The organism is Limnohabitans sp. (assembly GCF_017848645.1).
Lineage (GTDB): Bacteria > Pseudomonadota > Gammaproteobacteria > Burkholderiales > Burkholderiaceae_C > Limnohabitans_A.
On sequence record NZ_JAFEIF010000036.1, the window covers coordinates 41,521 to 55,532 of the forward strand.

The window sequence follows — 14,012 nt, forward strand, 5'->3', positions numbered from 1 at the left end:
AGAGCATGCATTTTAAGGGGGATTCAGGGGCGCCCGGGCCCCCGGCTGGCGGTGTCTATGAGGCCAGCAGGGCTTTGGGCTGCAGATCAGAGGGGGCGTTTCAGTTGACCAACACGGCCCCCGAGGTCTTGTGGCTGGCCGTGTCTACCAGCACCAGCGCGCCCAAAATGCGCGATTGGGCAAAGGGCAGGGTGGCCAGCGGCTCTTGCAGGGCCAGCGTGACATGGCCGATGGCGTTGGGGGGCAGTTCGGTGGCATCTTCCTCGGCCAGGGTGTTCACGTTCAGGCGGTGCACCACGCGCTGCACCCGGGCCTTGACCCAGCGGTGGCCGTGCAGCGCCCAATAAAGGCGGCCTGCCACCAGCGGTTCGTCGTCCATCCAGGCGATGGTGGTGCTCAGCTGGCGCTGGCCTTCGGGGCTGCCGTGTTCGGCCAGCAGCCAGTCGCCACGCGACACATCCACCTCGCGGTCGAGCACGATGCCTGCGCTGTGGCCTGCGGCTTTGTTTTGCGGCTGGCGGGTGGCCGACAGTACTTGGGACACCACGGCGGTTTGGCCGCTGGGGAAGACCTTGACGGTCTGGCCTGGCTCGACGCTGCCGGTGGCCACGCGGCCCCAGAACACGCGGCGGCCCTGGGTGGTGACGCCGGAGTCATGAAACTTTTCGACCCACTGCACCGGGAAGCTGAAGGCCACATCGGTCTCTGCTGACGTGACCGGCAGGTCTTCGAGGATGCTGAGCAGGCTGGGGCCGGTGTAGCCGCACCAGTCGGTTTGGTCATGGTTCTCGGTGGTCACCACGTTCCAGCCCTTGAGGGCCGACACGGGGACCATGGCGGTGACTGTGATACCTGCTTCTTTGGCAAATTTTTCCAAAGCGCCCGCAATGTTTTTGTAAGCCACGGCGGCATCGGCCACGGCGTCGAGCTTGTTGATGGCGAACACGATGGACGGCACGCGCAGCAGGTTCACCAGCAGCGAGTGGCGGCGGGTTTGCGGCAGCAGTTGCAAATTGGGGTTGGCCCAGTCGAGCTTGATGGCGTCGACCAGCACCACGGCAGCGTCAGCGCTGGATGCGGCCGTGACCATGTTGCGGGTGTACTGCTCGTGGCCGGGTGCGTCGCCGATGATGAATTTGCGCGCGGAGGTGTTGAAGTAGCGGTAGGCCACGTCGATGGTGATGCCTTGCTCGCGCTCGGCGCTCAAGCCGTCGGTCAGCAGGGCCAAATCGGTTTCACCCGAGCGTTGCACGCCTGCCAGGTGGTCTTGCAGCACGGCCTTGGTGTCCACCAGCAGGCGGCCAATCAGCGTGCTCTTGCCGTCGTCCACCGAGCCGCAGGTGATGAATTTCAGTGCGTTCATTAAAAGTACCCGTCTTTCTTGCGTTTTTCCATCGAAGCCTCGGACGTCTTGTCGTCCATGCGCGTGGCCCCGCGTTCGCTCACATCGGCGGCCAGCGTTTCGATCACGATCTGCTCAGGTGTAGAGGCCGTGCTCTCCACCGGGCAGGTGCAGGTGATGTCCCCCACGGTGCGAAAACGCACATCGCGCACCACCACTTCTTCGCCGTCTTTGGGCGGTGTCAGCGCGGTCACCGGCACCAAGAGGCCCCGGCGGTCCACCACTTCACGTTTGTGGGTGTAGTAGATCGAGGGCAGCGCAATGCGTTCGCGGGCGATGTATTGCCACACGTCCAGCTCGGTCCAGTTGCTGATGGGGAACACGCGAAAGTGCTCGCCGGGCTGTAATTTGTGATTGAACAGCGTCCACAGCTCGGGCCGCTGGGCCTTGGGCTGCCATTGGCCAAAGCTGTCGCGGTGGGAAAAGATGCGTTCCTTGGCGCGGGCTTTTTCTTCGTCGCGGCGGGCACCGCCAATCAGCGCGTCAAAGCTGAACTCTTCAATCGCTTCGAGCAGCGTGACCGACTGGTGCACATTGCGGCTCTCGCCCGGGTGGGCCAGGCGCACGGTGCCGCGTTTCATCGAGTCTTCGACGCTGCGCACGATCAGCTCGGCCCCCAGTTCCTGGGCGCGGGCGTCGCGGAAGTCGGTCACTTCCTTGAAGTTGTGGCCGGTGTCGATCATGAGCAGGGGATACGGAATGCGCCCCGCTCCGAAGGCTTTTTCGGCGCACTTGAGCATGACCAGCGAGTCCTTGCCGCCCGAAAACAGCAGGGTGGGGCGCTCGAAAGCGGCGGCGACTTCGCGCAGGATGAAGATGGTTTCTTCTTCCAGCGCGTCCAGGTGGGCATTGCTCAGGGTGTGCAATTCGGTTGGGGTGGTGGCGGTCATGTTGGGTTTTTCGTCAAGGTCTTTGTAGGTCGGTGGCTTTAGCCCCGACGTTGTGGGTCATTTCAGGCAGCATGTCGGGGCTGAAGCCGCCGACCTACGGGGATTCAGTGTTTGACGTGCAGCCCACATTCCTTGGCCGCTTCGTCCTCCCACCACCAGCGCCCGGCGCGGAATGCTTCGCCCAGGCTGATGGCGCGGGTGCAAGGGGCGCAGCCGATGCTTGGGAAAAACTGGTCGTGCAGCGGGTTGTAGTCCACCTGGTTCGTGGCGATGTAGTGCCACACGTCACCCCAGGTCCACCTGGCCAGCGGGTTGAACTTGGCCAGGTTTTTGGAGGCTTCTTCGCTGGTGTCGAGCAGGGGCACTTCGGCGCGGGCGTTGGATTGCTCTTGGCGCAGTCCGGTGATCCAGGCGCGTTGGCCCGTCAAGGCGCGGGCCAGCGGCTCCATCTTGCGGATGCCGCAGCAGGCCTTGCGCAAGTCCATGCTCTGGTACATCGCATCCTGACCCTTTTCACGCAGGAACTGGATCACAGCTTCCTGCTCAGGGCGGAACACATGGATGGGCGCACGCGAATGCGCCTGCGTGCGTTCCAGCAGCGCAAGGGTTTCGGCGTGCAGCGCGCCGGTTTCCAGCACAAAGACCGGGATGTCGAGTTGCAGATGGTTGATGAGGTGGGTGATCACCACGTCTTCTGCGCCCAGGCTGGAGGCTTGGGTCACGGGCGCAAATTGGGCGGCAGCGCGTTGCAGCAGCGCCTGCGTTTCGGCCAGCTTGGCGGCAAAGTCAGGGCTGGCTTTGGCGTGCAAATCCGTGGCTTTGGCCGGGGCGGTGCGCGCAGAGAAAAGACTGGAGGTCATGGCAATGATTCTTTTGTAGGAGCCCATCCCGTCGGCGATGGTGCGTGGTCCATTGCGGCCCATCGCCCACGGGGTGGGCTCCTAAAGGGTTTTAGGCAGCCTTGGCAAATGGGGGTTCTGTGCCGACAGCCGAGCCTTGGTAGAACCCGGCAAAGCGCTCGAACTGGCGCTGCGCCGCCGAGGCGTCCACCCCTTCGCGCAGCACGGCCACGTCAAAACCAGTGCGCTGCATCTGCACCAGCTGGTCGATCAGCACATCGCCGGTGGCGCGCAATTCGCCCGCAAAGCCCAAACGGCGGCGCAACAAAAAGGCCTGGCTGTAGGCGCGGCCGTCGGTGAATTTGGGGAATTGCAGGTCGATGCGCGTGATGCCGTTCAGATCGAGGGTGCGAGGGTCGGCGTCGTTGGCCAGTGTGATGACCACAGGCGATTCAACACCTTGGTGTTCTTGGGCGGAAATGATTTTCATGGTCGGTTTTCCCGGTTTTCAGGCGGTGGTTTCCTCGGCGGGGTGACGAGCGGCGTTGGCGGCGGCTTTGAACGGGTCTTGGCCGACGCGGCGCAGGGTGTCGATGAAGGCTTCGGCCTTGTGGCCTTGGCTGGTGCGCAGGGCTTTGTAGGTGTCCAAAATCGCTTCGATCACATCAGGCACTTCAAACGACGAGAACGAAGGGCCGACCACCTTGCCCGCCACGGTGGGGCCTGACAGCGCTTTGCCGTCCGAGCCGCCCAGCGTGACCTGGTACCACTCCTTGCCGTCTTTGTCCACGCCCAAAATGCCGATGTGGCCCGAGTGGTGGTGACCACAAGAGTTGATGCAGCCGCTGATGTGGAAGTCGATGTGACCCAGGTCGTTCAGCTCGTCCAAGTCTTGGTAGCGCTCGGTGATGGCGGCGGCCAAAGGCAGGGAGCGGGCATTGGCCAGGGCGCAGTAATCGCCGCCGGGGCAGGCGATCATGTCGGTCAACAGGCCAATATTGGGCTGGGCCAGGCCCAGCGCTTTGGCTTCGAGCCACAGAGCGTGCAGCTGGTCCAGGCGCACCCAGGGCAGCACCAGGTTTTGGGTGTGGGTCACGCGGGCTTCGCCAGCGGAGTATTTGGCCACCAGCGCCGCAGCGGCATCGAGCTGGTCGGCGGTGGCGTCGCCCGGCGCTTGGCCCGTGCGCTTGAAGGACAAACTCACGGCGCGCAGGGCTGGGTTTTGGTGGGGCTTGACGTTTTGCGCGATCCAGCGGGCAAAGGCTGGCGTTTTGGCCGATTCGATGCTGACATCGGCTTCGGCCTTGGCGGCCCATGACGCATCGTTTGGCAGGTTCAACGCAGGCGCGGCAAAGCAGGCGGCCACGCGGTCGAACTCGGCTTGCGGGATGGTGTGCAGGCCGCCGTCCTTGACCAGAATGTCCTGGTACTCGGCCTCGACTTCGTCAAAGTAACGTTGACCTTCGGCTTTGACCAAAATTTTGATGCGGGCTTTGTAGATGTTGTCGCGGCGGCCCCAGCGGTTGTAGACGCGGATCACGGCTTCGAGGTAATTCATGATCTGGTTCCAGGGCAGGAACTCGCGGATCTGCGTGCCCACCGTGGGCGTGCGGCCCATGCCGCCGCCCACCAGCACCTTGAAGCCCACCTCGCCTGCCGCGTTCTTGACCATCTGCAGGCCCACGTCGTGCCAGCCAATGGCGGCGCGGTCTTCCGCAGCGCCGGTGATGGCGATCTTGAATTTGCGGGGCAAAAAGGCGAACTCGGGGTGCAGCGTGCTCCACTGGCGAATCAGCTCGGCGTAGGGGCGTGGATCGACCACTTCGTCCACCGCTACACCGGCCAGCTCGTCGGTGGTGGTGTTGCGGATGCAGTTGCCGCTGGTCTGGATGCCGTGCAGGTTCACGCTGGACAAAAGGTCCATCACGTCGGCCGATTTGGACAGGGGAATCCAGTTGAACTGCACGTTCTGGCGGGTGGTGAAGTGGCCGCAGTTGGTGGTCAGCTTGGGGGCCAAGCCGGCGATTTTGTCTTGCGTGGCCTGGGCTTGGGCCAGCAGGGCGGCGTCGGGCGTGTCGTATTCCCGGGCAATTTGGGCCAGCACTTGGAGCTGGGGGGCCGAGATTTCGCCATAAGGCACGGCCACACGCAGCATGGGGGCGTAGCGCTGCACGTACCAGCCGTTTTGCAGGCGCAGGGGCTTGAACTCGTCGGCGCTCAGCTGGCCTGCCTGAAAGCGCTCGAGTTGGTCGCGGTGCTGTGCGGCGCGGGCGCGCACGAACTGTTTGTCAAATTCGGTGTATCGGTACATGGTTTTTCTGGTCGCAAAAAGCAGGTTTCAAAATGCTGGGGCGCTCGCGCCATTCCAAGCTGGGGTTTGACGCGCATCGCAGGCCTTGCGTTGTGTCGCCACCTTGGTTGTCCGCCAAGGGCTTGGGATGGGCGTGACTGTAAAGGTGCTTTATGCCAAAACCAACGATTTATTTGTTGGGTATATATGCTTTTGGCTTATATGGGCGTGTCAGGGCACGAAGGCGCTTGGAGACAAGGCGCTTGGGCAACATCCAAAAAGTTCTGCGCCCATCCAGAAGGGCGCACGCGCAGGCAAGACACCCTGCGAGCGGGTGACGGGTTCGGGTTCAGCGCTTGCCGCGGCCGAAGGCCTTGATGGGGTTGAAGCCCGTCAACAAGGCAGAGGCCATCAAGATGAACAGCACCCCGGGCAGCATGCCTGCGGTCAGTGGCTCGCCCAAAAACAGGGCGCCCCAGGTCACGCCAAAAAGCGGAATCAAAAAAGCCGACGAGGTGGAAGCGCTGGCCGGTATGTCGCGCATCAGGCGCATGCTGATCCAGTAGGTGAAGCCCGAGGTGACCGCGCCCAGAACCAACAGGGCCAGCAAAGCGGGCATGCCCACCGCCTGGCTGGGGGCGGTGGCAGCGGCTGCGGGCACCAGCACCAAGGCGCTTGTCAGGTGCACCACCGCCGAGGCGGGCAGGGCGTGGTGGGCCAAGGTGGCACGCTTCATGAAGATGGCCCCAAAGCCGTAACAGGCCGCTGCCACCACACAGGCCAAGGCGGCCAGCACCACGTCCAGGCCCGGGTTCACCGGCCCCAAACTCAGCAACAAAGTCACGCCCAGCAGGCCCAGCACACAACCCACCCCTTTGCTGGGCGTGAACCTTTCCTGGGCCAGCATGACCCCGGCCAAGACCCCAAACATGGGGGCCGTGGCGTTGAGCACAGCCGAATACCCGGCCGGCAAGACCAACCCGGCCCAGTTGTACAAAACAAAGGGCACCACCAACGTCAAGATGCCCAGCCCAGTGAGCGATCGCCAGTGTTCGCGGGCCGGCCAGGCTTGGCGCGTCCAGCGCATGATGGCGCTGAGCACCAGCGCCGCCAGGGCGCACCGCAGACATGCCATGGCCACAGGTCCAAAAGCCGGGGCGGCCACGCGGATGAGCGGAAACGAGCCGCCCCAAACGGCCGACAAAAGAACAAGTTGGGTGAATTGGCGTCCGTTCATGGCCTAGTCATTATCGGTGGGTGGCGGTTTGGGCTTGGGGTCTTTTGGGGTCGCGCGCACCAAGGTTTTTGGATGTCTCTCAGGCGACAGTTTGACGTGTGGCTGTTACAGTCGCTTCCTTGCTCCATTGACCCCTAGGACCCGATGATGAAACGCCTGATTGCCACTGGCTTGCTGAGCGCAGCCGCCACCACTGTTTTGGCCCAGACCCCGATCAAAATTGGGGAGATCAACAGCTATTCGGCCATCCCGCAGTTCACCCAGCCCTACAAACAAGGCTGGCAGCTGGCCGTGGAACAGATCAACGCCAAAGGCGGCCTGTTGGGCCGCAAGGTCGAAGTCATCGCTCGCGACGATGCGGGCAAGCCCGACGAGGCCTTGCGCCACGCGATTGAGCTGAGCTCCAAAGAGAAAGTGGACATCCTGGCCGGGGGCTTTTTGTCCAACGTGGGCCTGGCGCTGGCCGACCATGCGGCCAAAAACAAGCGCTTGTTCATCGCCAGCGAGCCCTTGACCGACGCCATCGTCTGGGAAAAAGGCAACCGCTACACCTTCCGCCTGCGCGCCAGCACCTACATGCAAGCGGCCATGCTGGTGGAAGAAGCGGCCAAGATGCCCGCCAAGCGCTGGGCCACCATCGCGCCCAACTACGAATACGGCCAAAGCGCGGTGGCCAACTTCAAGGCCTTGCTGCAAGCCAAGCGCCCGGACATCGAGTTTGTGAGCGAGCAGTGGCCCGCCCAAGGCAAGATCGATGCGGGCAGCACCCTTACGGCCACCATGGCCGCCAAGCCCGATGCGATCTTCAATGTGACCTTTGGGGCCGATCTGGCCCGCTTGGTGCGTGAGGGCAACCAACGCAATGTGTTCCCCAAAACCCCGGTGGTGTCCATGTTGTCGGGCGAGCCCGAGTACCTGGAGGTGCTCAAGGACGAAACGCCCAAGGGCTGGATCGTGACCGGCTACCCCTGGGACCAGATCGACACGCCCGAGCACGCCAGCTTTGCCGCCAATTACTACAAGAAATTCAACGAAAACCCCAAGCTCGGCTCGGTAGTGGGTTACGCCACCATGCAGTCGATTTTTGCGGGCATCCAAAAGGCCGGCAGCGTGGACAACGAGAAACTGGTGGTCGCCATGCGTGGCCTGAAGTTCAGCACGCCCTTTGGCCCGGCCGAGTACCGCGCGATTGACCAGCAGTCGACCATGGGCGCGTATGTGGGCAAGCTCGATCAGCGCGGCGGCAAGGGCACCATGGTGCAGTGGCGCTATGCCGACGGTAAAAATTATTTGCCCACCGACGCCTATGTCAAGGCGCGACGCCCCGCCGATGCGATGAAGTGAGGCGGGTTGGCGTCAGCGCCTGAAATGGATTCATCCCCGGGGTCAGGGTTTGGCCGCCCGGGGTGACCTTTCAAGGGCGGGCGGGTGCAGCCCTCACGCTTTCCTGCAGGACCTCGGAGACCCTGCGCACCTGGATCTGGGGCGGAAGGTTTTCCCGGACTTTGTAGTTCTGGGCCCGCTCTTGTGACCGGAACGGTCCGGTGATCACCAAAAACCGGCCACCCGTGGCCGCGCTTTTGCGCATGAGCACGCGAGCATTGGCCAGCTCGGCCCGCGTTCGGATCAGGCTTTGGGCCTGTGTGGCGGTTTGAAAGGTGCCATGTTCCAGAACGAAGAACTCGGGTGATTGCTGGGCCAACCAGCGCACGCCCCGCAGGGCCACGTCTGGCAATTCGGCGGTGTTGTCTGCAGGCACAGACGTGGGTGGCAGGGCCGCGGGTTCGGCCGTTGCGGTGGATGCCACCCGTTCTGCGGCCTGGCTCGGCGCTGTGTTGGCAGCGGTCGGATCGGTTGGCTGGGGGGCCGATGTCGAAGGCACTGGGGGTGCTTCCAGCGCAGAAGCCTGAGGCGCAGCCGGTGAAGCATCAGGTGCAGAAGCCGCTTCGGTAGCAGGTACCGCCGCAGGTACAGGCCGCTCAGCTGCCAAGGATGGTGCCGACTTGGGGGCTCCAAAGTGAAGCCATGTGCCCCAAGCGGCCAGGACCAACACGGCCGCCCAGCCCAACCATGCCAAGCGCTTCGGGGGTTGGACAAGTGAAGGGTTTGTGGGGCCAGAGGGGCTTGTAGGAGCCTGGGGCATTGCTGTGGGCGCTGCCAGGATGGGGTCTTCGGCAAGGGCAACAGTTTCGGCTGGTTTTGCAAGTACAACCGGTTCGACTGCTGCGGCAGGCACAACAGGTTCTGTGGGTGCAGCGGGCTCGGCAGGCGGAAAAAAAGGCTCGACAGGCTCAAAAAAAGGCTCTATCGGTTCAGCAGGCGCAACAGTTGCCACAGGTGCCACAGGTGCCACAGGTGCGGGCTCCGCCGTCCACTGTGAGTGGGGCTGGGCGGGGTTCATGCTGGCGAGGGCCGCACTGTTTTGCCCACCTGGCTGCTCCAGGCACAGCAGCACCCAGCGCCAACACAAGCCAGGCAGGTGGCGGGTGAGGTCTTGCAACATCTGCACATCGGAGGCGGGCAGATGTTCGGCATGGGTGACGATGGCAATTTGCCTGGGCAAGCCGGGGGACGATGGTGCTTGCATCGCCTGGGTCAGCCCCAATTCCGCGATGCCTTGGTTGATGTGGCTGAGCAACGCCAGGCGCTGATCCCCTGTGAAATGTTCCACCACAACAGCAGGTGCTTGGCTGCGCCACAAGGCTTCCAAGGACTGGGCTGCACGCGCCATGGCCTCGCTGTCCTGGCTCCAAATGATCAGGTTTTGATCATCTTTTAAAACGACCTGGCCCAGATCCTCCAGCGCAGCTGCGGGTTCTTGCGGCCGGGAGGGGGCAGATGGGCTGGGGTGAGACGGGCCAGGGAGCATTGGAAACTGAATGTTGCGTAATGGATCCCCGATTAAACACCAAGCAAGCGGGCCCCTTGGTCGCCCCATCGGCGAGTTTGTCGCTCAAAGCAGCGCACACCCTGCGCCAGGGCGGCGGCTCAGGTGGGCAGCAGGGCGGCAGCGTCTGCGGGCACGCCCCAATGCCCCGCTTGGCTGGCATGCCAGAACTCGGCAAAGGGGCTGGGCAGTGGCTGGGCCCCCGCCTCACCGCGCAAGAGCTGACCGGTTGCCAGCGTGTCGATGCTCGAAGCCAGGGTGCGGGCCTGTCCGTCGGCATTGCGCAACATGAGGTGTTTGGGCGTGATGTCGCCCGGTTTTTGCAGACCCGCTGCGCCCACCAGGTCGGCCAGCGCATGCAAAGTGTTGGCATGGAAGTAATACACCCGCTCGGCCTTGTCGGTCACCACGATGGCGCGCTGGCGCACCGGGTCTTGTGTGGCCACGCCGGTGGGGCAGTGGTCGGTGTGGCAGCTGCGTGACTGGATGCAGCCCAGGGCAAACATGAAGCCCCGTGCCGAATTGCACCAATCGGCCCCAAGCGCCAAGCAACGTGCGATGTCAAAGGCCGAAATCACTTTGCCCGATGCGCCAATCCGGATCCGATCGCGCAGACCCGCGCCCACCAAACTGTTGTGCACCAAGCGCAACCCATCGCGCAGCGGCATGCCCATGTGGTCGGCAAACTCGATGGGGGCAGCGCCCGTGCCGCCTTCGGAGCCATCGACCACGATGAAGTCCGGTGTTTGGCCGGTTTCCACCATGGCTTTGACCACCGAAAACCATTCGGCCGGATGGCCCACGCACAGCTTGATGCCCACCGGCTTGCCGCCCGAGAGTTCGCGCAGTTGCCCCACAAAACCCAACAACTCCAGCGGGGTGCTGAAGGCCGAATGTCGGGCCGGAGAGACGCAGTCCTGGCCCATGGGCACGCCGCGCGCTTCGGCAATCTCGGGGCTGACTTTGGCCTTGGGCAAAACCCCGCCATGACCGGGTTTGGCCCCTTGAGAGAGTTTCAGCTCGATCATCTTGACCTGCGGCGAGCGGGCCTGCTCGGCAAAGCGAACGGGATCAAAACGGCCCTCTGGGGTGCGGCAGCCAAAATAACCCGAAGCAATCTGCCAGATCAGATCACCCCCGGGCTCGCGGTGGTGCCGGGAGATGCTGCCTTCACCGGTGTCGTGTGCAAACTGCCCCATTGCCGCGCCCTTGTTGAGGGCCTTCACGGCATTGGGCGACAAGGCCCCGAAGCTCATGCCAGAAATGTTCAGCAGTGACAGCGCGTAAGGCTGCTGGCATTGGTGTGCACCCACCTCGACTCTGAAGCTGGCCGGGTCCAAGTGTGTCGGTTGCAGGGAATGCGTGACCCACTCGGATTGGGCGGCGTACATGTCCTTGATGCTGCCAAAGCCGCGCTTGTCGTTTTGCACCTTCGAGCGGGCGTAGACCATGGCCCTCTGATTGCGCGAAAAAGGCAGTTTCTCCTCGTCGTCCTCCAGAAAATACTGCCGGATTTCCGGGCGTATGTACTCCATGCCATAACGCAGCCGACCCGTGAGCGGGTAGTTGCGGCGTACGGCTTGTTTGGTTTGCTTGAAGTCCAGCCAGCCCAGCACAAACAGCAGACCAAAACTGCCGCTGACCCAGATCGAATAGGGCCATGCCACCAACGCGGCGGGTGCCGTCACCAGCCAAGGCAAATACCTGGAAAAAGACTGTTGGGCCATGGGAACTCCTGCAATGCTGCCCGCCTGTCAGGGCGACGCGGGTGGGTGGATGAAGCAAAGTGCTGCCATGGTGAACGAATTGGCTGATTTTGTACAGGGTATTGCTACTAATGATGTTTAAGATAAAAATTTTGATTTATTCAAAATAAATGTGTAATTTAAAATGAGTGACTGACGGATGAGGTGAAAGGGATTCGCAAAGAGATCGAGGAGGCGTGCCAAAGCCAGGCGGTTCCCAACCTCAGTGGCGCGAAGATCCAGGCTCTCAAGCCTTGACAAATCGCTCGGCCGCCAAGTGCTTGGACAAGGCGGCTGGCAGGGGGTGCGGTTCGTTGTTCAGCTGCGTGGCGATGAGTTCACCACACAACACGGCCAGGCTGATGCCGCGCGCGCCCATGCCGGTGCTCAGGCACAGGCCTGGCAGGCGGGCGCGGTCTATGGGGCCGACCGCAGGCAGGCGGTTGGGCAAGGTGCAGCGCACGCCGGCCCAGCCCTGAACCCGGCCCGGCTCAAACTGCCCGGCCATGGCCTCGCCCAAAGCGGGCAGCAGCGTGGCCAGGCGCACTTGGTTGGCGGCGTGGTCTTCTTCGCGCACAGGGGCTTGCTGGCAGTTGCGCTCAAAGGTGGAGCCAATGAACCAGCCCGGCAGCCCCTCGGGTGTGGGCACGCCGCTGATGAAGCTGCCGTGGCCGTTGACCGGAAAAGGCGGCAGCAGCTGGCGCTGGGCCTCGTTCAAGTCGGCCCTATGGCCAAAACTGACTTGCCCGCGCAAGGGGTTCAGCGGCACGGCAAAACCGGGCAGCGGCTGCAGCAAAGCCAAGCTGTCAAAGGCGCTGGCCACGATCAGCCAAGGGGCTTGGCCCAGGGTTTGGCCTTGCGCATCGGTCACGGCCCATTCATCGCCGCGACGCTCTATGCTCTGCACCTGCTGGCTCCAGCGCACCTGCACACCCGGGGTTTGCAGCTGCGCGGCCACCAGTTGCCTAGGCCGAATCCAGCCCGCCTGAGCGTGCCAAAGCGCGGGCGAGTCGGGTGGCAGGCCTGCAGCGGCCACTTGCGCCGCAGTGGCCGGGGTGCTGTGGTGCTCGGGTGAGTTGGGCGGCAGGCGGCGTTTGCCCGCCAAGTTGTGTTCCAGAACGCCAGTCAGTGCCCAGTCGGTGCCGTTGTGCAGCAGGGCCTGGGCGCGCTGCAGCGTGGCCTGAACCCCCGCACGCGTGATGCGCGAGAGCACGTTGTCGTCGGGTGAAACATGGGGCGCGGCCAAACCGGCGGGCAGGCCCGACGCACCGGCCCCCAAGCTAGAAGCCTGGTCGAGCACCGTGACCGACCAGCCCCGCACGGCCAAGCTGTGCGCCACGGCCGAGCCTGACAGGCCAGCGCCGATCACCAGCGCATGGCGGGTGTCGGGTGGCAAGCTCAAGGGATCAAAAAGTTGGGGAACAAGCGCAGTTGGGCATCAACCCGCTGCAGGCGGCACATAGCCCTGAGCCGCGTCGGCGCCGTCACCGAAGAAATGGTTTTCCATTTGGCGGGCCAGGTACTGGCGGGCGCGCAAGTCGGCCAGGTTCAGTCGGTTTTCATTGACCAGCATGGTCTGGTGCTTGAGCCAGTCGGCCCAAGCCTGCTTGCTCACGCCTTCCCAGATGCGCTTGCCCAGCTCGCCGGGGTAGGGCGGAAAATCCAGACCCTCTGCTTCTTTGCCGAGTTTGATGCATTGAACGGTGCGTGCCATGGTGGTGTCTTGCCTTGATGAATCTTTAGAAGCGCTGGTTATACGGATATAGAATTTCCGTATTTCCAGATGGGAGCGGTTCACACGACAATGCGGGTTGACCCGTTTTCGTGTGGCCGGACAGGCCGTAACTGTAGCAAGCTTTCAGCATCCCCCCGGGGCTTTGGGTCTCTTGACTCCCAACACACAGCAATACCAAATGAGTGCATTTCTTGAAGAACGCGTTTTGAGCGTTCACCACTGGACCGACCGCCTGTTCAGCTTCACCACAACCCGTGACCAGGCTCTGCGCTTCTCCAACGGCCACTTCACCATGATCGGCCTGCGCGGCGACAACGGCAAACCGCTGCTGCGTGCTTACTCGATCGCCAGCGCCAACTACGAAGAGCACCTGGAGTTCTTGAGCATCAAGGTGCCCGATGGCCCGCTGACCTCCCGGCTGCAACACATCCAGGTGGGTGACACCATCGTCGTCGGCCGCAAACCCACCGGCACCTTGCTGTGCGACTACTTGTTGCCCGGCAAAAACCTGTACCTCATGGGCACAGGCACGGGCTTGGCACCCTTCATGAGCATCATCCGCGACCCCGAAACCTATGAGCGCTTTGAAAAAGTGATCCTGGTGCACGGCGTGCGCCAGGTCAATGAACTGGCCTACCACGACTACATCTCGAAAGAGCTACCCGCCCACGAGTTTCTGGGCGAGATGGTCAGCCAGCAACTGCTGTACTACCCCACCGTGACCCGCGAGCCCTACAAAAACCAGGGCCGCGTGACCGAGCTCATGGAGAACGGCAAGCTCTTTGCCGATCTGGGCCTGCCCCCGCTCAATCCCGAAACCGACCGCGTCATGATTTGTGGCTCGCCCGAAATGCTCAAAGACCTCAAGCGCATTTGCGAAGAGCGCGGTCTGAAAGAAGGCAACACCAGCACGCCCGGCGCTTTCGTCATCGAGCGGGCTTTTGCAGACGCCTGAAGCCCGCAGGGCTTTGTGAACCCGCTCGCACA

The 14,012-nt window shown here is 63.0% G+C and carries 12 protein-coding genes; 2 read left to right on the forward strand and 10 right to left on the reverse strand.

What is annotated here, in order from left to right:
• Positions 1-100: 100 nt before the first annotated feature.
• The 6 genes from QZ190_RS08485 to QZ190_RS08510 form a co-directional block, all read right to left on the reverse strand.
• Positions 101-1,363: a GTP-binding protein gene (locus tag QZ190_RS08485; protein ID WP_291915335.1), complete on the reverse strand. Its 1,263-nt coding sequence runs from the start codon at positions 1,361-1,363 to the stop codon at positions 101-103.
• The gene (cysD, locus tag QZ190_RS08490; protein ID WP_291915336.1) at positions 1,363-2,292 is read right to left on the reverse strand and encodes a sulfate adenylyltransferase subunit CysD; all 930 of its coding nucleotides are present in this window, start codon (positions 2,290-2,292) and stop codon (positions 1,363-1,365) included. Before cysD ends, QZ190_RS08485 begins: the two co-directional genes overlap by 1 nt.
• Positions 2,293-2,396: 104 nt before the next feature.
• The gene (locus QZ190_RS08495) at positions 2,397-3,152 is read right to left on the reverse strand and encodes a phosphoadenylyl-sulfate reductase (RefSeq protein ID WP_291915337.1); all 756 of its coding nucleotides are present in this window, start codon (positions 3,150-3,152) and stop codon (positions 2,397-2,399) included.
• Positions 3,153-3,243: 91 nt separating this feature from the next.
• The gene (locus QZ190_RS08500) at positions 3,244-3,621 is read right to left on the reverse strand and encodes a DUF934 domain-containing protein (RefSeq protein WP_291915338.1); all 378 of its coding nucleotides are present in this window, start codon (positions 3,619-3,621) and stop codon (positions 3,244-3,246) included.
• 18 nt (positions 3,622-3,639) lie between these two features.
• A complete protein-coding gene (locus QZ190_RS08505; RefSeq protein ID WP_291915339.1) occupies positions 3,640-5,442 on the reverse strand; it encodes a nitrite/sulfite reductase in 1,803 nt (600 codons plus the stop codon).
• A gap of 328 nt (positions 5,443-5,770) precedes the next feature.
• The gene (locus QZ190_RS08510) at positions 5,771-6,658 is read right to left on the reverse strand and encodes a DMT family transporter (protein WP_291915340.1); all 888 of its coding nucleotides are present in this window, start codon (positions 6,656-6,658) and stop codon (positions 5,771-5,773) included.
• A 147-nt stretch (positions 6,659-6,805) separates the two neighbouring features.
• Here QZ190_RS08510 and QZ190_RS08515 point away from each other — a divergent pair, with 147 nt between their 5' ends.
• A complete protein-coding gene (locus QZ190_RS08515; protein ID WP_291915341.1) occupies positions 6,806-8,002 on the forward strand; it encodes an ABC transporter substrate-binding protein in 1,197 nt (398 codons plus the stop codon).
• A gap of 70 nt (positions 8,003-8,072) precedes the next feature.
• Here the strand turns inward: QZ190_RS08515 and QZ190_RS08520 are convergent, their stop codons facing one another.
• From QZ190_RS08520 to QZ190_RS08535, 4 genes are all read right to left on the reverse strand, one after another.
• Positions 8,073-9,389 (reverse strand): hypothetical protein, encoded by a 1,317-nt coding sequence (locus tag QZ190_RS08520; RefSeq protein ID WP_291915342.1) that lies wholly within the window; start codon positions 9,387-9,389, stop codon positions 8,073-8,075.
• A gap of 257 nt (positions 9,390-9,646) precedes the next feature.
• Positions 9,647-11,272 (reverse strand): FMN-binding glutamate synthase family protein, encoded by a 1,626-nt coding sequence (locus QZ190_RS08525; RefSeq protein WP_291915343.1) that lies wholly within the window; start codon positions 11,270-11,272, stop codon positions 9,647-9,649.
• Positions 11,273-11,537: 265 nt separating this feature from the next.
• Entirely contained in the window at positions 11,538-12,692 is a 1,155-nt protein-coding gene (mnmC, locus tag QZ190_RS08530) for an FAD-dependent 5-carboxymethylaminomethyl-2-thiouridine(34) oxidoreductase MnmC (protein WP_291915344.1), read from the reverse strand.
• 36 nt (positions 12,693-12,728) lie between these two features.
• A complete protein-coding gene (locus QZ190_RS08535) occupies positions 12,729-13,004 on the reverse strand; it encodes an oxidative damage protection protein (RefSeq protein WP_062405287.1) in 276 nt (91 codons plus the stop codon).
• Positions 13,005-13,203: 199 nt separating this feature from the next.
• On the opposite strand from QZ190_RS08535, the gene QZ190_RS08540 reads away from it, so the two are divergent.
• On the forward strand, positions 13,204-13,980 hold the full coding sequence (locus QZ190_RS08540) for a ferredoxin--NADP reductase (RefSeq protein ID WP_291915345.1): 777 nt from the start codon (positions 13,204-13,206) through the stop codon (positions 13,978-13,980).
• Positions 13,981-14,012 lie beyond the last annotated feature (32 nt).